Below are 19,660 nucleotides of genomic sequence, written 5' to 3'. Positions count from 1 at the left end.
GAATGTGAGGAAGTCTGATGACCGCGAAAATCGAGATCTCCGGTCTCACCAAGCAATACGGGAACAACGTCGTCGTCGACGGGCTCGACCTCGAGATCGACTCGGGGGAGTTCCTCGTCCTCCTCGGGCCGAGTGGCTGTGGAAAGACGACAACTCTCCGGTGCCTGGCGGGATTGGAGACCCCGGAGGAGGGGTCGATCTCCTTTGACGGCGAGCCGATGTTCGACGCGGATGCCAGGGTCAACGTCCCGCCCAACAAGCGCAGTATCGGCATGGTGTTCCAGTCCTACGCCCTGTGGCCCAACATGACGGTGCGTAAGAACATCGCCTACCCCCTGAAGGCGCGAAAGCTCAAGGACGCGCTCAACTCGGGCAGGGTCGAAGAGGCCGCGGACATGGTCGACTGCGGCCATCTGCTGGACCGGCTTCCGTCGCAGCTGAGCGGTGGCCAACAGCAGCGGATCGCGGTGGCCCGCGGGATGGCGGCGAGGCCGGATCTCGTGCTGTTCGACGAGCCGCTGAGCAACCTCGACGCCCTGTTGCGGGACCAGGTGCGCACGGAGATCCGCCGACTGCACGACGAGCAGGGATTCGGCGCCGTCTTCGTCACCCACGACCACTCCGAGGCGTTCGCCCTCGGCGACAGACTCGCGATCATGAAACACGGCAAGATCGAACAGCTCGCGACCCCGCAGGATGTGTTCGACCATCCGATCAGCGAGTACGTAGCCGACTTCATCGGGATGTCCAACCGGCTCGAGCTCCACCGTTCCGGACTGGAGTGGAGCACTGCCGCGGGCACCGAACTGGAACTGCGGAGTGACACGTTCGGCCATCAGGCGGTCTCGGCGCGGTTGTGGCCGGACGACATCACGCTCCACCGGCCGGATGAGGACGTCTCACACCAGGAGATCACCCTGGACGCCGTTCTGCTGTCGGCGGAGTTCGGCGGGCGCTTCTATCACGTCCAGGTCGGTGCGGGGCCGGAGGAGTACCGCCTTCGCGCCTCCGCCGCGGTCCACGGCGACTGGCTCCGCCGGTCGAAGAAGGGCGAGCCCGTCGTCATCAGCTTCCGTTCCGAGAGCCTCAAGATCTACCCGCTCTCCACGGAGGATTCCGCGCGCTGAGAGCCGCCTCTCGGCGATTCAGGCCAGGTCACCGCTGATGTCCCGCTGAGGGGTTGACGGGGACCACAACACAATGTAGACATGAACTGAATCCAGTTCAGGAAGCTCCACGAAAGGGAGAGATCATGGTTCAGACCGATCACGTGCTGTTGGAGAAGGACGGCGACGTCGCCCGGGTGTGGCTCAACCGCCCGCACGTCAAGAACGCCGTCACCGTGGAGCTGCTGCACCGCCTCGACGAGATCATCAAGGAGGTCGACGAGGACCCGGAGCTCAAGGTCCTGGTCCTCCGCGGCGTGGAGAACCAGTTCTGCTCGGGCTTCGACCTCAACGAGCTGCTGGGTGACTTCGTCGGCACCACCAATGCCATGGACGTCGGCGTCCTCTCGGCCCAGGTGTGCGACCGCCTCTACTCGATGAACACGCCGTCGGTGGCCGTCCTCGAGGGCTACGTCACCGCCGGTGGCTTCGAGCTCATGATCTCGTGTGACTTCGCGATCGCCTCGGACGACGCCAAGATCGGCGACTTCCACATCCGTCGCGCCCTGTTCGGTGGCGCCGGCCCGATCTACCGCCTGCCGCGGATGATCGGCCTGCGCAAGACCAAGGAGCTCATGCTCACGGGCAAGCTGCTCTCGGGCCAGGAGGCGAAGGACTTCGACCTCATCAACGACTCGGCCCCCGCCGACCAGCTCGACGCGTGCGTCGAGCAGTTCATCGGCACCCTGACCGACAAGAGCCCGTTCATGATGAAGCTCACCAAGATGGCCATCAACCAGGGCCTGGACGCAGACGTCAAGTCGCTCATGATCATGGAGCACCTCGCCGTCGGCAACGCCTTGCAGTCGGCAGACGGCAAGGAAGGCGTGCAGGCGTTCCTCGAGAAGCGTGAGCCGAAGTGGGTCGGCCGCTGATCTGACGGTCTCATCACGGAGCGGGAAACTCGACGGACACAAGGAGTGCACACGATGACCGAGAACCAGAACCTCTCACCGCGGTTGCGGGGGAGTCGGTGCGAGCACTGCGCGACCGTGGCGTTTCCCGCCTCCGTGAGCTGTCAGCGCTGCGGCGGGTCCCAGACTACCGGGATCGACCTGTCCACCACCGGCACGGTGTGGACCGCGACCATCCAGCGGTTCCCCCCGAAGTCGCCGCCGTACGTCCCACCGGCCGGGGGGTTCCACCCCTACGCCGTCGGTTACGTCGCCCTTGCGGAGGGCGTCAAGGTCGAGGCCCTGCTGGACGGCACCTCGCCGACAGACCTGATCGGCCGGGAGGTCGTCCTGGTCGGGTCCGATCCGGTGCCGAGCTTCGCGCTCGCCGACGCAACGAACGCTGCCACGAACTCTGCCGGGAACCCTGCCAGGAACCCTGCCACGAACGAGGAGGAGGTCTGATGTCGGACGTGCACATCGTCGGTGCCGGACTGTCGAAGTTCGGTCGCCAGGACGGGGTCACCGGTCGCCAGATGGCCGTCACCGCCATCCGGACCGCGCTCGCCGACGCCGACCTGCAGTGGTCCGACGTCCAGATCGCCTTCGGCGGCAGCGACGGCTCCGGACTCGCGGACACGCTGGTGACGGACCTGGGCCTGACCGGCATCCCCTTCACCAACGTCAAGAACGGCTGCGCCACCGGGGGCAGCGCGCTCGTCTCCGCGATCAACGCCATCCGTTCCGGCGCGGCCGAGGTGGCCCTCGCCGTCGGTTTCGACAAGCACCCGCGCGGGGCGTTCGACCCCAAGCCGGAGGAGTGGGGCCTGACCGAGGGTTACGGCACCCACGGACTCATGGTCACGACCCAGTTCTTCGCCATGAAGATCACGCGGTACATGGCCCGTCACGGCATCTCGGAGACGACGCTGGCCCGGGTGGCCGAGAAGGCCTACCGCAACGGCAGTATCAATCCGAACGCCTGGCGGCGCGATCCCAAGACACTCGAGGAGATCGCCGCCTCGCCGATGGTCAACGACCCGCTCACGCAGTTCATGTTCTGCAACCCCGGCGAGGGTGGGGCGGCGATCCTGCTCGCCTCCGAGGCCGTCGCGGCACGGATGGGCGGGCGCGCGGTCGCGGTCCGTGCCGTCGCCACGGGCACCCGGCCGTTCGGGTCCTTCGAGGTCTTCGCCCCGTCCGTCCAGGGTGAGGGCGAGCCCAGCAGCGTGAGCACCGAGGTGGCACGACGTGCCTTCGAGACCGCGGGCGTGTCCCCGGCCGAGATCGACGTGGCCCAGCTCCAGGACACCGAGTCCGGCGCCGAGATCATGCACCTGGCCGAATGCGGCTTCTGCGAGGACGGGGAGCAGGAGGGGATGCTCGAGCGTGGCGAGACCGAGATCGGCGGCCGACTGCCCGTCAACACCGACGGCGGGTGCCTGGCCAACGGCGAGCCGATCGGCGCCTCCGGCCTGCGACAGGTCCACGAGATCGTCACCCAGCTCCGCGGGGAGGCCGGTGACCGACAGGTCCCCGGCGATCCGCGCCTCGGATTCACCCACGTGTACGGCGCGCCCGGCATCAGCGCATGCACCGTCCTGGAAGGGGGCCGGCGATGACTTCCGTCGACACGGATCAGCACGGTATCGATCAGGACCACGGGCTCCGGGGCTTCCTCGACGAGGCCCGGCAGTGGCTGGAGTCCGTCGCCAGCCCCCGGCAGTCCCGCCCGTGGGGGGAGGGCTCAGACGCGGTCGTGGTGTTCGAGAACTGGACCGCCGAGCAGGAGCGCGAGGAGACGGACCGCCGGCGCACCTACGAGCAGGCCAAGTTCGACGCCGGCTTCGGCGCGGTGACCTGGGGCCCCGAGTACGGCGGCCGGGAGCTGCCGATCGCCTACGACCTCGCCTTCCGCCGACTCGAGGCGGACTACGACCTCCCGCAACGCACCGAGATGTTCCCGGTGACCCAGCAGCTGATCGCCCCGACGATCGCGCAGTGGGGCACGCAGGGGCAGCGGGCGCAGTACGTCCGGGCGATGCTGCGGACCGACCTCATGGCCTGCCAGCTGTTCTCCGAGACCGAAGCCGGCTCCGACCTCGCCGCCGTGCGCACGCGCGCCGTGCAGAAGGACGGACGCTGGGTGCTCAGCGGCTCCAAGGTGTGGACCTCCGGGGCCGGCGTGTCCGACTACGGCGTCGCGGTGTGCCGCACGGATCCGGACGTACCCAAGCACCAGGGCCTCACCGTCTTCATCGTCCCCATGGACGCCCCCGGCATCACCGTCCGCCCCATCCGGCAGATGACCGGGGGGACCTCGTTCAACGAGGTCCTGCTCGACGAGGTCGAGGTGGACGACTCCGCTCGGCTGGGCCCCATCGGGCAGGGTTGGAAGGTAGCCCTCACCGTCCTCGCGGCCGAACGACTGGACTCGGGCAATCTGGGTCTGGAGAACGCCGACCAGGCGGTCGAGCTGGCCCGCAACGCCGGTCGCGACCTCGACGCACTGGAGCGTGACGCGGTCGCCGACCTCGTCACCCGCAGCTTCGTCCAGCGGCTGGTGGGCATGCGGGTGGCCGCGGCCGTCGGCGCCGGGCGCGAACCCGGGCCGGAGGCGTCGGTGGGCAAGCTGCTCGCCACGGACACGATGGCCCGGACCTCCGAGACGGTCCGGCTCCTGCTCGGCCCCGACCTGACGCTCCGCGGCGAGAGGTGGGGGACCTGGGCGTGGACCGAACACGTCCTCGGGGCCCCCGGCTACCGCATCGCCGGCGGAACCGACGAGATCCAGCACAACATCCTCGCCGAGCGCGTGCTCGGTCTTCCCCGGGAGCCACGACCATGACGACCACCGAGACGACGACAGACGCGAACACCCACGAGTCGCAGCTGCGCGAACGCGTGATCGCCGGGCTCGAGGCGCAGGGGGTGGAGGGGCCATTCGGGCCACTCGACCCCATGCTCGGCGGACACTCCGGCCTGACCTACCGCATCGCGGGCGCGACCGAGGATTTCGTGATCAAGTCGGTGCCTCCGGGCCAGAAGGCCGTCGGACGGCACGACATGCTCCGGCAGGCCCGGATCATGTCCGCGCTCGCCGACACGGCGGTCCCGGTTCCCGGCATCCGGGCCACGGACGACGAGTCCCCTGCCTGGTTCGCGATGGACCTGGTGTCCGGGGAGTCCCTGGAGCCGGTGCTCGACGACCCCGCGGTCGAGGGCGGCCTCGCGGCCGCCCGCATGCGCCGGGCCGCCGAGATCCTGCCCGCGCTCCACGCGGTGCCACTGGACACCCTGCCCGTCGACGGCGAGGTGCTCTCCCCGGCGGACGAGCTCGCCCGCTGGGTCCGCACGATGAACGCGGTCCCCCCCGAGCTGGTCCCCGACGCCGACCGGCTCGAGGGCCTGCTCACCGCCTCGATCCCCGAGCCGGTCGCCCCGGTGTTGGTCCACGGCGACTACCGACTGGGCAACATCCTCTGCGACGGCACCGACCCGGCCGCCCTGATCGACTGGGAGATCTGGAGCCCGGGTGACCCGCGGGTCGAGCTCGGGTGGTTCCTGGTGTTCGCCGACGGGACGAACTTCCCCGGCGTGGGCCGTGAGGTCGCCGGCCTCCCCGAACCCGGGGAGCTCATCGACATCTACAGCGCCGCGGCCGGTGCGCTCACGGACTTCGCCTGGTTCGACGCCCTGGGCCGGTTCAAGATGGCGGCGATCATGGGCCACAACCTGCGGCGGCACCGCGAGGGTCGACACCACGACCCGGCGCAGGAGCTCCTGCCAGAGACCATCCGCCGGCTCATCGTCACCGGCATCGACCGGCTGGCCTGACGCGCCTCCCTCCAGACGCGCCACCTTCCGAGAAACGAGAGAACGATCATGGATTTCGCCTACTCGGGCCGAACCGCGGAACTCGCGGAGAAGCTCTACGCCTTTATGGACGAGCACGTGTATCCCGCCGAGAAGGTGTACGACCGCCAGATCGCGGAGAACGACAACCCGCACGAGCAGCCACAGGTCATGCGAGACCTGCAGGCCACCGCACGCGAGCAGGGCCTGTGGAACCTCTTCATGGCCCACGACGGCCTCGGTGCCGGCCTGACCAACCTCGAGTACGCGCCACTGGCTGAGATCGTCGGCCGGTCGATCATCGGCAACGAGGCCATAAACTGCTCGGCGCCGGACACCGGGAACATGGAGATCCTCGCCATGTACGGGACCGAGGCGCAGAAGCAGCAGTGGCTGATGCCGCTACTGAACTGTGACATCCGCTCGGCGTTCGCGATGACCGAGCCGGATGTCGCGAGCTCGGACGCCCGGAACATCGGGACCACGATCCTGCGCGACGGCGACGAGTACGTGATCAACGGCCACAAGTGGTACTCCTCGGGCGTGCTGGACCCGGACTGCAAGCTCATGATCGTCATGGGCAAGTCCGATCCGGACGGGCCGGCCTACCGGCAGCAGTCCATGATCCTCGTCCCGACCGACGCCGCGGGCGTGGAGGTCGTGCGTGACCTGCCGATGTTGGGCTACCACGACCGGCTGGGCCACGGCGAGGTCACGTTCACCGACGTCCGGGTCCCGGCCGAGAACATGCTCGGCGAGGAGGGCGACGGCTTCGCGATCGCCCAGGGCCGGCTCGGGCCGGGGCGGATGCACTACGCGATGCGCGGCATCGGCATCGCCGAGCGGGCGCTGGAGATGATGTGCCAGCGAGCCCAGGACAGGGTGGCCTTCGGCGAGCCGCTCGCCAAGCGGGGTGTCGTCCGTGAGTGGATCGCCCGCAGCCGTATAGAGATCGACCAGATCCGCCTGCTCACCTTTAAGGCCGCCTGGTTGATGGACACCCGGGGCAACGCCGCGGCGCGGTCCGAGGTCGCCGCGATCAAGGTCTCCGCGATGGAGACCGCCCACAAGGTGGTGGACCGCGCGGTGCAGACCTACGGCGCCGCCGGCGTGAGTGACGACAACGTGCTGGGTCGGTTCTTCGCCCTGACCCGCGCACTGCAGATCGCCGACGGCCCCACCGAGGTGCACCTGCGCACCATGGCGCGTCTGGAACTGAAGAAGTACACCCCCACCCCGACGGAGGCCTGATCATGAGCGAGAAGTCCACCCTCCTCGCCGGAAAGGTCGCGCTCGTCACGGGCGCGACCCGCGGGCTCGGCAAGGCCATGGCACAGGCCCTGTCGGAGGCCGGCGCCACCGTGATCGTGTCGAGTCGCAAGGCCGACCAGTGCGAGTCCGTGGCCGCGGAGATCACCGCCGCCACGGGTCAGGCCGCGTACCCGCTGGCGCTGCACGTGGGCGACTGGGACTCGATCGAGCCCGCCGTGGACCAGATCGTCCGCGAGCACGGCTCGATCGACATCGTGGTGAACAACGCCGGGATCGCGCCGCTCGCCCCGTCCGCGCTGGAGGTCTCCGAGGCGCTGTTCACCAAGACCATCGACGTCAACCTCAAGGGGCCGTTCCGTCTCATGGCGGTCGCGGGGGACCGGATGGTGACGGCCGGCGGCGGCTCGATCGTCAACATCTCCAGCATCGGCGCGGAGCGGCCGAGCCCGCCCGAGGCCACCTACGCGGCCTCGAAGAACGGCCTCAACGCCCTCACCCGGGCCTTCGCCCAGGAGTACGCGCCTACCGTCCGCGTGAACTGCATCATGCCCGGCGCCTTCGCCTCGGACATGGCGGCGGACTGGGACTCCGAGTTCCTCGGCCTGGTGGTCAACCGGCTCCCGGCCGGGCGACTGGGAGACCCGGCGGAGATCGCCGGCCTGGTCGTCCACCTGGCCTCCGACCAGGCCGGATACACCACGGGTGCGCTGATCCCCGTGGACGGCGGACGGACGGCGGTCTACTGATGGCGACCCCATCCGAACTCTTCGACCTCACCGGCCGCGTCGCCGTGGTGACCGGGGCGTCCTCGGGGCTCGGCGAGGGCTTCGCCCGGACGCTCGCCGCCGCGGGGGCGACGGTGGTCGCCGCCGCCCGGCGTGCGGATCGCCTGGCCGGCCTGGCCGCCGAGGTACCCGGACTGGTGCCGGTCGAGTGCGACATCACCAGCGCCGACGACCGCGACCGGCTCGTGGCCACGGCATCGGAGATCAACGGCGGAGTGGACGTCCTGGTCAACAACGCCGGCCGGCCCGGCCCGCCCGACGCGCTCACCGAGAGCGCGGAGGAGTTCGACGACATCCTGCGCGTCAACCTCACCTCCGGTTTCCACCTCTCGGCGGCCACCGTCACCGCTCTGCCGGAGGGCAGGGCATGCTCGATCATCAACATCTCGTCGGTGATCGGCCTGGTCTCCACCGCACCCATCGGGGGAGCCGGTTACGCCGCGTCCAAGTCCGCGATCATCGGCGTCACCCGGGAACTCGCCGGTCAGTGGGGCCGGCGCGGTGTCCGCGTCAACGCGGTCGTGCCCGGGTGGTTCGACACCGAGATGACCGACGGGTTGTTCGCCAACGACAAATCCGCGGGCTGGGTGCGGCGCAACACCATGCTCGACCGCGGTGGCCGCGCCGGCGAGGTCGACGGGGCGGTGCTGTTCCTGGCCTCCGACGCGGCCAGCTACGTGACCGGCCACGTCCTCACAGTCGACGGCGGGTGGACGGCGCGATGACCACCCCGCCGCCGGCCACCGGAACGGGGGAGCACTCCGCGACGACGCGCGACGAGCTGCCCGCGACGATGCGCGCCTGGCGTCTGCACGAGTGGGGTTCGCGTCCCACGCTCGACCGGGTCCCGGTGCCGCGGCCCGGGCCGGGCGAGGTCCTGTTGAAGGTGGACGCGGCGGGGCTGTGTCACTCGGACCTGCACATCATGGACTCGCCCGAGGGGCGGCTGCCCTACACGCTCCCGTTCACCCTCGGACACGAGGTCGTGGGCACCGTGGTGGCCGTCGGCGATCGGGCAGAGGAGCACTGGCTCGGCCTGACCTGCGCCGTGCACGGCGTGTGGTCGTGCGGCGAGTGCCGCAAGTGCCGGAGCGGACGGGACAACTACTGCGTCCGCCTCGACGGCGCGATCGGCGGTGGGATAGGGCTCGACGGTGGTCTGGCCGACTACATCCTCGTCCCCTCGGCCCGACACCTGGTCGGGGTCGATCCCACCGCCGGGACCGCTCTCGCACCGCTGACCGATGCCGGGCTCACCGCCTTCCACGCGGTGGACTCCCAGCCGGTCGACGTGGCCGGGGCGGTCGTCGTGGTGATCGGGATCGGCGGCCTCGGGCACCTCGCACTGCAGGTGGTGAGATCACGGTCGCCCGAGGTCGTGGTGGCAGTGGATCCCCGCAGGGGCGCCCGCGATCTGGCCACGGAACTCGGGGCCGACCACGCGGTCGCCTCGGTGGCCGAGGCCGTCGATCTGGTGGCCCGGCTCTCCGGGGACACCGGCGCCGACCTGGTCTTCGACTTCGTCGGCGTGCAGGACACCGTGACCGCCGGCGCACGGATGTTGGCCACCGGGGGAGGGCTGACCGTCGTCGGGTCGGCGGGCGGGTCACTGACCGTCGACAAGCAGGGATCGGTCCCACGCGGCTGGCGGGTCGCCGCGCCGTTCTGGGGCCCGCACGCCGACCTCGCCGCCGTCCTCGGGCTCGCGGCCGACGGAGAGATCGCCTCGGTGGTCGAGGAGCGCACGATGGACGAGGTGCCCGCGGCCTACGAGGACCTGCGCCGCGGTCGGGCCTCCGGCCGGCTCGTCGTCGTCCCCGGCAGGGATCCGTCCGCAGCGTGACGCGCCGTCGGACCACCAATCGTTTAGGAGTAGGTCAATGAAGCAGCTCGCCCAGGACGTCATCGAGCGCGCGGCCCGCACGCCCGGGGACCTCGCGGTGGTCGACGGGGAGGGGACCCACGACCTCGCGGAGATCCTCCGTGAGGCGCGGGCGCTCGCCGAGGTGATCGAGGCGGCGGTGGACCGCCCGCCGACCGTGCTCGTGCGTGCCGACAACTCGTGGCGGACGGTGTCCGCCGCCGTGGCCGTGGGGCTGGTGGACGGGATGCTCGCGGTGATGAGCGGCCACGCCACGCGGTCGGAGTTCGACATCGCGGCCGAGGACCTCCAGCCGGACATCGTGGTGACCGCCGCCGACACCGCCGAGGTGTGGGGACTGGCAGAGCACGGGTTCGTCGAGGCCGGCCGGGCACTGGGCGGCTGGGTGGTCGCGGGGCCGTCAGACGGTCGTTCGAAGGGGGTCGAGCGCTGGAACGGCGGCGCGGTGGCCGCCATGACCTCCGGATCGACGGGTCGACCGAAGTGCGTGATCCAGAGCGAGTACGCGCTGCGCTACGCGGGCAGCGCGACGATCGAGGCCGTGGGTCTCGAGCCCGGGGATGCGGTGGGCGCACTGGTGCCGCTGTCCTCGGCTGCCGCGATCTGCTTCGGCATGTACCTGCCCACCATGCTCGGTGGCGCGATGGTGGCGCTGGACAGGTGGAAGCCGGAGACCGCGGTGGAGCTCCTGCGCGAGCACCGGGTGGGCTGGACCATGCTCGTGCCGACCATGGCACTGCAGCTCACCCTGGTCGACGGGTCCGAGGGTGCGCTCTCGGCGATGCGGGCCATGACCGTCGGCGGCGGCCCGATGAACCAGAAGGCCCTCCATGACGCCGAGGTCAAGCTCGGCACGACCCTGCTGCGGGTGTTCGGCATGTCCGAGTGCCTGGGCCACACCACCCCGTCGCCGGCGGACAGCGTGGACGTGCGATTGGGCCGGGACGGTCGCCCGTTCCCCGGCACCGAGTTGCGGGTCGTGGACGAGGGTGGAACGGTGCTCGAGCCCGGCGAGCTCGGATCCCTGCAGGTCCGAGGACCGTCGTTGTTCGTGGGGTACGCCCGCGAGGGCGTCCCGGTCGCGCCCGACGTCAACGCCGAGGGCTTCCTGTCCACCGGCGACAGGGCCGTGATCGACGTGGACGGCAGCGTGAGTATCCGCGGTCGCGAGAAGGACCTCATCATCCGGGGTGGGCGCAACATCGACATCAACGAGGTGGAGGGCGCTCTCGCCGCCATCCCGGGAATCCACCAGGTCTGTGTGGTGCCCGTGCCCGATCCGGTCCTGGGCGAGCGGACGGCTGCGCTCGTGGTCTCGGAGGGGGAGCCGCTCGGTCTCGACGAGATCCGCAGCCACCTCGAGGCCGCCGACTTCCCCAAGTTCAAGTGGCCGGAGTTCGTGCGGTCGGTCTCGGTCCTTCCCCAGTCCCGGGTTGGCAAGCTGGACCGCAAGGGTGCGGCGAGTCTCGCCGCCGAGATCTTCGGCGACTGATCGGTGTGGTGGACCAGACCGGCGAACCGCACGCGGGTTCGGGTACCGGTGTGACCTGAACTCACTTTCCCTTAACCTGGACGGATGATCACGATCACGGGGGGTACAGGCGATGGCGCCTACTAAGACGGAGAGTCCGCGGTCCAAGAGGAATGTCATCCTCGAGGCGGCGGTGGCCAATTTCGGCAGTGTCGGTTACGAGCACACCAAGTGGGCGACGATCGCGGGTGAGGTGGGGATCGGCCAGACCGCTCTCTACCACTACTTCGAGTCCAAGGCGCACTGCCTGCTCACCATCATGAGCGCCGAGCTCACCCGCTACCACGAGCGGTTCAGTGTGGCGGTGGAGAGCTCGGACGATGCGGAGTCCGCGCTGCGGGCGGCGATCGCCAGCGCCTATGACATCAGTGAGACCGAGGCGCTCCAGGCGCGGATCCTGTTGCATCACATCGACATGCTCGCCACGCCGCGTTCGTCCGAGCGGGAAGAGGAGGAGCGGGTCCGGGCCCGCGAACTCGTCCGGGTGGTCGAGCGGGAGTGGACCGGGCTCCTAGAGCGGGGGATGGACTCCGGGGAGTTTCCCCGCCGCGACCCGGTCGAGCTCGGGCGGTTCGTGCTCGGACTGCTCAACTCCGTGTGGAACTGGTACCGGCCCGGGGGGAGCCGAACGCTACCCGAGGTCTCGGAGTCGGTCATGGGTGCGTGCTTCCGCCTGGTTCACTGAGGTCTCGACCGCCCCGGTCCATCCCGCGGCCGGTCGCGGATGCTTTCCTCGCAGCCGGTCCCGGTGGTACCTTGCCGTCAGAGCCTGAAGTGAATTCAACTATGGAGGAATCGTGTACAACCTGATCGTCATGGCCTCGAAGCCGAGCGAGTGGACCCACGAGCAGTTCATCACGTGGTGGCGCGGCGAGCACGCCGAGGTGACCTACCCGCTGCCGGGCCTGCGCAGGTGGTCGCACACGGCCGTCAAGGAGACCGGCGGGAACAAGCACTCACTCGGCTGGGACGGGGTGTCGGTTCTGAGCTTCGACTCGAAGGAGGCCTACGACGCGATGCTCGAGAGCCCCGAGTGGGCGAAGGCCGCCGAGCACGTCGGCGCCATGGGCGGCCGCGCCATCATGGTGATGGGCGACGAACAGGTCATGGTCTCCGACTCGTGACCACCGCGGGATCGGACTGGACGGAGCCCGGGTGCCACCCGGTGACCGAGGGTGTCCACCGGACCCCGCTCCCGATGCCGCAGGACGGACTGCGTGCGATCAACGTCTACGTGATCGAGGGTCCGGATGGTGTCTCTCTCATCGACGCGGGGTGGAACGTCCCGGGAAACCTCGAGATCCTGCGCGACGGACTGCGGTCGGTCGACATCGGCCTGGCCGAGGTGACGGACGTCCACGTGACGCACATCCACCGCGACCACTACACGATGGGGCCGGAACTGCGCCGTCAGGTCGGGAGCCGCATTCACCTGGGAGGTGGCGAGCGCCCCGGGCTGACCGAGCTCCGCGAACTGGGGACCAGCGTGCCGACGGACTCGCTCGACCAGCTCCGTCGGGCGGGCGCCCCGGAGATCGCCGAGGCCTCCCGGGTCGAGGCGCTCGCCGAGCCCTGGCTGGCCGCGGACTGGGAGTTGCCCGACACGTGGACAGAGGAGGGCCCGGTGTCGGTGGCCGGGCGACCGATGGAGGCGCGGCGGACCGCCGGCCACACCAAGGGACACCTGGTGTTCGACGACGAGGCGCTGGGGGTCACGTTCACCGGTGACCACGTGCTGCCCAGGATCTCTCCGTCCATCGGCTTCGAGCTCGGTGGATGGGACGATCCCCTGGGCGACTACCTGACCTCGCTCGAGGCGATGCTGGACCGCCCGGACACCCTCATGCTGCCGGCGCACGGCGCGGTCGGGGGGAGTGTCCACGCCCGGGTCCGGGAACTGCTGGCCCACCACGAGGAGCGGCTGGACGCCACACGCGGGCAGGTGTTCGCGCGTCCTGGCGCGACGGGGCTCGAGGTGGCGGCGGGCCTGCCCTGGACCCGCCGCGAGCGCACCTTCGCGAGCCTCGACGGGTTCAACCAGATGATCGCGACCTGCGAGACCATGGCGCACCTCGACGTCCTGGTGGCGCGCGGCGTCGTCGCGGTCGACGAGTTCTCCGCGCAGGGCGTGCAGCGGTTCGTCTCCACCTGAACCATCACTGCCTGAACCGCAACCGCCAGACCTGATGGCGTCCGGGGCCGGGCCCGCCGACGTGGTCGCGGGCCCGGCCCTCATCTCATCCGGCGGTCCAGCCTCCGTCCGCGTAGACCTCGGCGCCGGTCATGAACCCGGCGTCGTCGCTGGCGAGGAAGGCCACGCAACCGGCGATCTCCGCGGGCGTCCCGAGGCGCCCCATCGGGGTGCCCGCCAGCATCCCGCGATGCCGCTCGCTGCCCTCGTAGCGTTCGAGCAGCTGCGGGGTCTCGATGAATCCCGGGTGCAGGGAGTTCACGCGGACGCCCGAGGTGGCCCAGTGCATCGCCGCGTTCTTGGTCATGGTCCGCACCGCGCCCTTGGCGGCGTGATAGGCGAAGCTGTTGCCGAAACCGCCGACGCTGCCGAGGATCGAACAGACGTTGACGATCGCCCCGCCGCCGGTGCGTTCGATGGCCGCGCCCGCGTGCTTCATTCCCAGCCACACGCCGGTCTGGTCGACGTCGATGACGCGCTGCCAGTGCTCCGGGGTCTCGTCCTCCAGCGTCTTGAGGCTGCCGATGCCCGCGTTGTTGATCAGTGCGTCGAGCCGGCCGTGGGCGTCCATGATGCGTTCGACCGCGGCGGTCCAGTGGTCCTCCGTGGCCACATCGAGTTCGACCGTGAGGTGTGGTCCGTGCGGCAGGGATGAGGCCACCCGGTCGAGGGGGGTGCCCGGGAGATCGGCGACGACGACGACGGCGCCCTCCGCGGCGAGCCGGCCGCAGATCTCCGTCCCGATGCCGCCTGTCGCGCCCGTGACGAGGACGACGCGGTCCTGGAATCGCTCCATGTGTTCGGCCCTTCTGGTGCTGGATGGGTTGTGCCTTCCCACGATAGATGAAGTGAATTGAATTCAGTAGATCGCTCGTCGGGAATGCCGGGTGTGGGTCAGGTCAGCCCTCTGGCGGGAACGCCACCATGAGTGCTTCGGCGACACAGGCCGGTTTCTCGCGGCCCTCGACCTCGATCGAGTAGTGCACGCACGCCAGGACGCCCCCGGCCTGCGCGTCACGGGTCCACGCCACCCGGCCCCGGGCCCGGATCCTGTCCCCGGGGCGGACGAAGGAGGGGAACCGCACCTTGTCGAGCCCGTAGTTGACCGCGCGCCCGATGCCCTCGAACGTGAAGAGCTCGGAGCTGAGCCGGGGGAGGAGGGACAGTGTGAGGTAGCCGTGTGCGACGGTCGAGCGCATGTCGGACGAGGTCGCCCGGTCCGGGTCGACGTGGATCCACTGCCAGTCCTCTGTGACGTCGGCGAAGGCGTCGATGCGGTCCTGGGTGACGGCGAACCAACCGCCGGTGCCGAGCTCGAGACCGGCGGATGCGCGGAACTCGTCGATGCCGTGGAACACGTGGGTCATCAGGGGCCTCTCGTCAGTGGAGACATTCGGGTGAAGTGAGTTCAGTGGATCAGAGGTTACCGTTGGGGGGTGAACGAGGTGAGCGGTCCCGTGAGTCATCGGTTGGCCATCGGCTACGTCCCGGGCGTGCAGCCCGACAAGTGGCTCTCCCGCTGGCGGGAGCGGAACCCCGGGGTGCCGATCTCGGCGCGGCGGGTGGGTGATCCCCGCGCCGGACTGGCCCGGGGGCCGGAGGAGGACGGATTCGACGTCGTGTTCTTCCGCGAGCCCGAGGCGGCACCGCGCACAGCGCCCGCCGGCCTGTTCCGGGTACCGCTCTACACCGAGACGATGGCCGTGCTCGCCGCCAGGGACCACGCCATGGGTGCCTATGGTTCGCTGACCCCGGCGGACCTCGATGGGGAGCCCTGGCTCGACCCCGTCGACACGATCACCGCGACCCCGGACGAGGTGTCGGCCGCGGTGGATCTGGTCGCGGCCGGGGTCGGGTTGCTCGTCCTCCCGCAGCCGTACGCGCGGTCGTTGAGCCGCCGGGACGTGATCGAGCGGCCGCTGGAGGGAGCGCCCGCGACCCGGATGGGGGTGGCCTGGTCGTCCGACCGCCCGGACGACGAGTTGATCGACGAGTTCGTCGGAATCGTGCGCGGCCGCACCGCGAGCACCTCCCGCAATGCCGGGGACGCGCCGCCGGAGAAACGCAACGCCCGGCAGAAGGCGGCGGCGAAGGCGCGGGCGCGGGGAGGACAACCACAGCAACATCAACCACGGGGTGGACAGGCGCCCCGGGCGAAAGGGCGCCCCTCGCGCGGGCGCTAGGTGAGTCCTCCGGACCGCGAGGAGTCGGGGCCGGGACGCCGATCGCGCCCGGCCCCCACCATCGCCCGGGCGAAGTCGAGGTGTCGCGCCACCACGTCATCCGCGGTCAGGGGCCCGTCGGGGCGGTACCAGGACGCGATCGACACGCACAGGGAGGAGATGGCGCGGGCCGCGTCCTCGGGGTGCTCGCAGGCGAAGTCGCCCGAGTCGACCCCCGACCGGATGGTCTTCTCGATCATCGCCTGCTGTGAGTCGCGCTGCGCGATGTGGTGGTCGCGTACGTCCGGCTCCATGCTGCGCATCTCGGTCGAGGCGACGAACGCCTGGTCGCGCCGGGCCATGTGGAACCTCGCGAGGCATTCCACGAGGTTGTCGAAGCGCGTCACGGGGTCGTCGCCCGCGTCCTCGCAGGCCGCGGCGGTATGGGAGAGCATCTCTGCCATCGCGGTGTCCACCACGGCGGCGAGGATCACCTGCTTGGAGCGGTAGTGGTGATAGAGGCCGGGGACCGACAGGCCCGCCTCCTCGGCGATCGTCCTGATCGAGGCCCCGTGGTACCCGTGTCGCGCAAAGACGACCAGGGCGGCACGTAACGGGGGCGACAGGGTGTCCGGCCCGAAATCTCGCCAGTCGCTCATCGGTGGGGCCTCCTCGCACATCGACAGATCGTAGCTGTCGACCACTTGACACCGGTTGTGGTGTAGGTAACACTACCTCAGACCGAGCGATCGCTCGGTCGGGACGACCGTGGTTGAGATGATGGAGCGGAGGTCGACGATGAGCGAACTGGACTCGCGCCGGTGGCGTGAGCTGTACCGCCCGGGGCTCGATGAGAGCCTCGTGGATCGGCGGACCACGCTGGTCGACGCCTGGCGCGCCCGGGTCGACCACGGCGCGGACCGGACCGCCATCGCGTACTTCGACGCCACTCTGTCGGCCCGTGAGGTCGATCAGATGTCCGACGCCCTCGGTGCGGCGCTGCAGGACCGCGGAGTGGGAGCCGGCGACCGCGTCGGCATCCATCTCCAGAACATCCCGCAGTACGCGATCGCCCTGCTCGCGCTGTGGAAGATCGGCGCCGCCGCGGTGGTGCTCAACCCGATGTACTTCGGTCGCGAGCTCCGCCTGCCCGTGGAGGACTCCGGTGCGGTGGGGATCATCGCCACCGACAGGGACGCCCCCGCCATCCGCGAGAGCGTGGAGGGCACCGACGCGCGGTGGATCCTGAGCACGAGCGAGCGTGACCTGCAGACCCGCGACGATCCCCGTGCGTTCGCCACCGACGGGTCGGCGACGCCCGCCCCCGTCGACGCGGCAGACGGAGATCTGCTGGCGCTCGTCCGCGAGTTCTCCGGCCGGACCCCGGTACCCGTCACGGTGTCACCGGACGACCTGGCACTACTGACCTACACCTCCGGGACCACCGGCCCGCCCAAGGGCGCGATGAACTCCCACGCGAACGTGGTGGCCGTGTCCCGCAGCTTCGCCGACTTCGCCGGCGTCGCGGCGGGAGATGTCGTGCTGGCGATCGCTCCGCTGTTCCACATCACGGGTGCGGTCATCAACGCCACGCTGGCCCTGCTCGGCGACACCACCCTCGTCTTCGCCGGCCGCTTCCGGCCCGAGGTGGTGTTGGACGCGTTCCGCGAGCACGGTGTCACCTACACGATCGGGTCGATCACCGCGTACAACGCCCTGATGCGACTGGACCAGGCCGGCCCGGAGCACTTCGCCTCCGTCAAGACGCTCTACAGCGGGGGAGCGCCGATCCCGCCGTCGACGGTGGACCGCTTCGAGGAGCGGTTCGGTCACTACATCCACAACGGGTACGGGATGACCGAGACGACCTCGGGAGTGATCGCCGTCCCGCCCGGCCTCCGCGCGCCCGTCGACGAGTCCAGCGGCACCCTCTCGATCGGGGTCCCGCTGCCGGGTATCGATGCGAGTGTGGTCGGGGTCGACGGCCGAGAGGTCCCCGCGGGGCAGCAGGGCGAGCTCGTGTTGTCCGGCCCGCAGGTCGTGTCCGGCTACTGGCGCAACGACGAGGCCACCGCCTCCACCATGCCCGGTGGCCGCCTGCACACCGGCGACGTCGCGGTCATGGACGAGGCCGGCTGGGTCTACCTGGTGGACCGGCTCAAGGACCAGATCAACGCGTCCGGCTACAAGGTGTGGCCGCGTGAGGTCGAGGACGCCCTGTACGAGCACGACGCCGTCTTCGAGGCGGCCGTCGTCGGACTCCCCGACGAGTACCGCGGCGAGAAGGTCGTCGCGTTCGTCTCCCTCAAGGCGGGCCGCACCGCCCCGGAGGACGAGTTGATCTCGTTCGCCGCGACCAGACTCGCCGCCTACAAGCGGCCCACCGAGGTCCACGTCATCGGGGAGCTCCCCAAGACGCAGACCGGCAAGATCCGCCGTCGTGAACTCCGCGACGAGCACACCCCGTCCCACCCCTCCTGATCCCACCGAAGGGAAATGACATGGCCGAGGCCACGATCCACCCCGATCGCCCCGAACAGTCACAGTCGACGCACGCCACCACAGCGAAGTCCACCACCGCGCAGCCGACCTCGGGCAACACGAACGCCATCAGGTCGCTGGCCGCCAGCACCACCGGGCAGTTGTTCGAGTGGTACGAGTGGACCGCCTACGCGGTGTTCGCCCCGTTCATCGCCGCGGCGATGTTCAACAACGACAACCCGGTCTCCGCGCTGCTCGCGACCTTCGCCGTCTTCGCGGTCGGGTTCCTCATGCGTCCGCTCGGCGGCATCGTCTTCGGCCGCATCGCAGACGTCAAGGGCCGCAAGTGGGTCCTCATCACCACCATGCTCATGATGGCGGGCGCGAGCCTGCTGATCGGGCTGCTGCCCAGCTACGAGACGCTGGGGATCTTCGCCTCCGTACTGCTCCTGCTGTGCCGGATGGTCCAGGGCTTCGCCCACGGCGGTGAGTCCGCGACCGCGTACAGCTACGTCGCCGAGATCGCGCCGCCCAATCGTCGGGGGATGTGGGGCAGCCTGGTCTTCGTAGCCATCATGGGCGGCACCGTGATCGCCTACGGCATCGGCGGCACCATCACCGCCGTGCTCTCGGAGTCCGCCGTCGGCCAGTGGGGCTGGCGGATCCCGTTCCTGCTCGGCGCCGTCTTCGCCCTCTTCGTGCTGTACCTGCGGGCCGGCATGGAGGAGTCCGACGTCTTCGACAAGGCCTCCGCCGCTGCCGCCGCCGACCCGACCTCCCCGGTCGTCACGTTCTCCAAGGGCCGCCTGGCCCGCGCGATCGCCCTGGTCGTGACCATGGTCTCCGGCATCACCGTCGCGCACTACACGTGGAGCTCCTACGCCTCCACGTTCGCGATCACCCAGCGGGACATGGACTCCGGCGCCGCCTTCTGGATGATCTTCGGCAGCCAGCTGATCGCCCTGTGCACCCTGCCGCTGTGGGGCCTGCTGTCCGATCACATCGGCCGCCGTCCGGTGATCTTCATCTTCGCCGTCGGCACCATCATCACCACCCCGTTCCTGATGGGGATGATCGACGATCGGCCGTGGACCCTGTTCGTGACCTCCCTGGTCGCCATGACCCTCGTCGCGGCGGCGGGCTCGATCCTCTCCTCGTTCATGTCCGAGGCGTTCCCCACCAAGATGCGCACGTCCGGGATCGGCTTCGCCTACTCCCTGTCCGTCGCGGTCTTCGGTGGCAGCGCGCCCTACCTCAACGCCCAGTTCATCGAGTGGGACGTGTACTGGATGATCAGCGCCTACATCATCGCGCTGTGTGTCTGCACCATCATCGCCACGGCGATCATGAAGGAGACCCGGGGCAACGACCTGCACACGGTCGGCCACGACTAGTCCTTCGCATTCCAGTCATCCGACCGCTCACCAACCGCGAGGATCCAC

The 19,660-nt window shown here is 69.8% G+C and carries 20 protein-coding genes; 17 read left to right on the top strand and 3 right to left on the bottom strand.

Annotated features, from left to right (window positions below; translation table 11 throughout):
- Positions 1-17: 17 nt before the first annotated feature.
- The 14 genes from NJE57_RS03125 to NJE57_RS03060 all read left to right on the top strand — a co-directional run bounded on the left by NJE57_RS03125 (position 18) and on the right by NJE57_RS03060 (position 13,536).
- The gene (locus tag NJE57_RS03125; protein ID WP_319026892.1) at positions 18-1,127 is read left to right on the top strand and encodes an ABC transporter ATP-binding protein; all 1,110 of its coding nucleotides are present in this window, start codon (positions 18-20) and stop codon (positions 1,125-1,127) included.
- Between the two features lie 125 nt (positions 1,128-1,252).
- The gene (locus tag NJE57_RS03120) at positions 1,253-2,041 is read left to right on the top strand and encodes an enoyl-CoA hydratase/isomerase family protein (RefSeq protein ID WP_182653851.1); all 789 of its coding nucleotides are present in this window, start codon (positions 1,253-1,255) and stop codon (positions 2,039-2,041) included.
- Positions 2,042-2,095: 54 nt separating this feature from the next.
- Positions 2,096-2,524, top strand: a complete 429-nt coding sequence (locus tag NJE57_RS03115) for a Zn-ribbon domain-containing OB-fold protein (RefSeq protein WP_319026891.1) — start codon at positions 2,096-2,098, stop codon at positions 2,522-2,524.
- Positions 2,524-3,681, top strand: coding sequence for a thiolase family protein (locus tag NJE57_RS03110; RefSeq protein ID WP_319026890.1), 1,158 nt, complete (start codon positions 2,524-2,526; stop codon positions 3,679-3,681). The genes NJE57_RS03115 and NJE57_RS03110 overlap by 1 nt, the downstream gene beginning before the upstream one ends.
- Positions 3,678-4,907 carry an acyl-CoA dehydrogenase family protein gene (locus NJE57_RS03105; protein WP_319026889.1) on the top strand — a complete coding sequence of 410 codons (1,230 nt, stop codon included), beginning with the start codon at positions 3,678-3,680 and terminating at the stop codon, positions 4,905-4,907. Before NJE57_RS03110 ends, NJE57_RS03105 begins: the two co-directional genes overlap by 4 nt.
- A complete protein-coding gene (locus NJE57_RS03100; RefSeq protein ID WP_319026888.1) occupies positions 4,904-5,896 on the top strand; it encodes a phosphotransferase family protein in 993 nt (330 codons plus the stop codon). Before NJE57_RS03105 ends, NJE57_RS03100 begins: the two co-directional genes overlap by 4 nt.
- A 48-nt stretch (positions 5,897-5,944) precedes the next feature.
- A complete protein-coding gene (locus NJE57_RS03095) occupies positions 5,945-7,165 on the top strand; it encodes an acyl-CoA dehydrogenase family protein (RefSeq protein ID WP_319026887.1) in 1,221 nt (406 codons plus the stop codon).
- Between the two features lie 2 nt (positions 7,166-7,167).
- Positions 7,168-7,932: a glucose 1-dehydrogenase gene (locus NJE57_RS03090; RefSeq protein ID WP_319026886.1), complete on the top strand. Its 765-nt coding sequence runs from the start codon at positions 7,168-7,170 to the stop codon at positions 7,930-7,932.
- A complete protein-coding gene (locus tag NJE57_RS03085; protein ID WP_319026885.1) occupies positions 7,932-8,696 on the top strand; it encodes an SDR family NAD(P)-dependent oxidoreductase in 765 nt (254 codons plus the stop codon). Before NJE57_RS03090 ends, NJE57_RS03085 begins: the two co-directional genes overlap by 1 nt.
- On the top strand, positions 8,693-9,814 hold the full coding sequence (locus NJE57_RS03080; RefSeq protein ID WP_319026884.1) for an alcohol dehydrogenase catalytic domain-containing protein: 1,122 nt from the start codon (positions 8,693-8,695) through the stop codon (positions 9,812-9,814). The genes NJE57_RS03085 and NJE57_RS03080 overlap by 4 nt, the downstream gene beginning before the upstream one ends.
- Positions 9,815-9,851: 37 nt before the next feature.
- Positions 9,852-11,345 (top strand): class I adenylate-forming enzyme family protein, encoded by a 1,494-nt coding sequence (locus tag NJE57_RS03075; RefSeq protein ID WP_319026883.1) that lies wholly within the window; start codon positions 9,852-9,854, stop codon positions 11,343-11,345.
- Positions 11,346-11,457: 112 nt separating this feature from the next.
- A complete protein-coding gene (locus NJE57_RS03070) occupies positions 11,458-12,069 on the top strand; it encodes a TetR/AcrR family transcriptional regulator (RefSeq protein ID WP_319026882.1) in 612 nt (203 codons plus the stop codon).
- A gap of 112 nt (positions 12,070-12,181) precedes the next feature.
- A complete protein-coding gene (locus tag NJE57_RS03065; protein ID WP_182635473.1) occupies positions 12,182-12,508 on the top strand; it encodes an EthD domain-containing protein in 327 nt (108 codons plus the stop codon).
- The gene (locus NJE57_RS03060; protein WP_319026881.1) at positions 12,505-13,536 is read left to right on the top strand and encodes an MBL fold metallo-hydrolase; all 1,032 of its coding nucleotides are present in this window, start codon (positions 12,505-12,507) and stop codon (positions 13,534-13,536) included. The genes NJE57_RS03065 and NJE57_RS03060 overlap by 4 nt, the downstream gene beginning before the upstream one ends.
- Positions 13,537-13,621: 85 nt before the next feature.
- On the opposite strand, the gene NJE57_RS03055 is transcribed toward NJE57_RS03060, so the two are convergent.
- Positions 13,622-14,371, bottom strand: coding sequence for a glucose 1-dehydrogenase (locus NJE57_RS03055; RefSeq protein ID WP_319026880.1), 750 nt, complete (start codon positions 14,369-14,371; stop codon positions 13,622-13,624).
- A 103-nt stretch (positions 14,372-14,474) separates the two neighbouring features.
- On the bottom strand, positions 14,475-14,942 hold the full coding sequence (locus NJE57_RS03050) for a MaoC family dehydratase (RefSeq protein ID WP_319026879.1): 468 nt from the start codon (positions 14,940-14,942) through the stop codon (positions 14,475-14,477).
- A 69-nt stretch (positions 14,943-15,011) separates the two neighbouring features.
- Between NJE57_RS03050 and NJE57_RS03045 the strand changes: the two genes are divergently transcribed.
- The gene (locus tag NJE57_RS03045) at positions 15,012-15,758 is read left to right on the top strand and encodes a LysR family transcriptional regulator substrate-binding protein (protein WP_319026878.1); all 747 of its coding nucleotides are present in this window, start codon (positions 15,012-15,014) and stop codon (positions 15,756-15,758) included.
- On the opposite strand, the gene NJE57_RS03040 is transcribed toward NJE57_RS03045, so the two are convergent.
- Positions 15,755-16,396 (bottom strand): TetR/AcrR family transcriptional regulator, encoded by a 642-nt coding sequence (locus NJE57_RS03040; RefSeq protein WP_319026877.1) that lies wholly within the window; start codon positions 16,394-16,396, stop codon positions 15,755-15,757. The two genes, NJE57_RS03045 and NJE57_RS03040, sit on opposite strands and share 4 nt — an antisense overlap.
- A gap of 139 nt (positions 16,397-16,535) precedes the next feature.
- On the opposite strand from NJE57_RS03040, the gene NJE57_RS03035 reads away from it, so the two are divergent.
- Together NJE57_RS03035 and NJE57_RS03030 are read left to right on the top strand one after the other, a co-directional pair.
- Positions 16,536-18,218: a class I adenylate-forming enzyme family protein gene (locus NJE57_RS03035; RefSeq protein WP_319026876.1), complete on the top strand. Its 1,683-nt coding sequence runs from the start codon at positions 16,536-16,538 to the stop codon at positions 18,216-18,218.
- Between the two features lie 20 nt (positions 18,219-18,238).
- Entirely contained in the window at positions 18,239-19,612 is a 1,374-nt protein-coding gene (locus NJE57_RS03030) for an MFS transporter (protein WP_319026875.1), read from the top strand.
- Positions 19,613-19,660 lie beyond the last annotated feature (48 nt).

Origin of the sequence: Dietzia sp. PP-33, from assembly GCF_033790845.1 — a bacterium.
GTDB lineage: Bacteria > Actinomycetota > Actinomycetes > Mycobacteriales > Mycobacteriaceae > Dietzia.
Note: the sequence above shows the minus strand (reverse complement) of the source record. Positions and strands in the feature narration are given on the sequence as shown.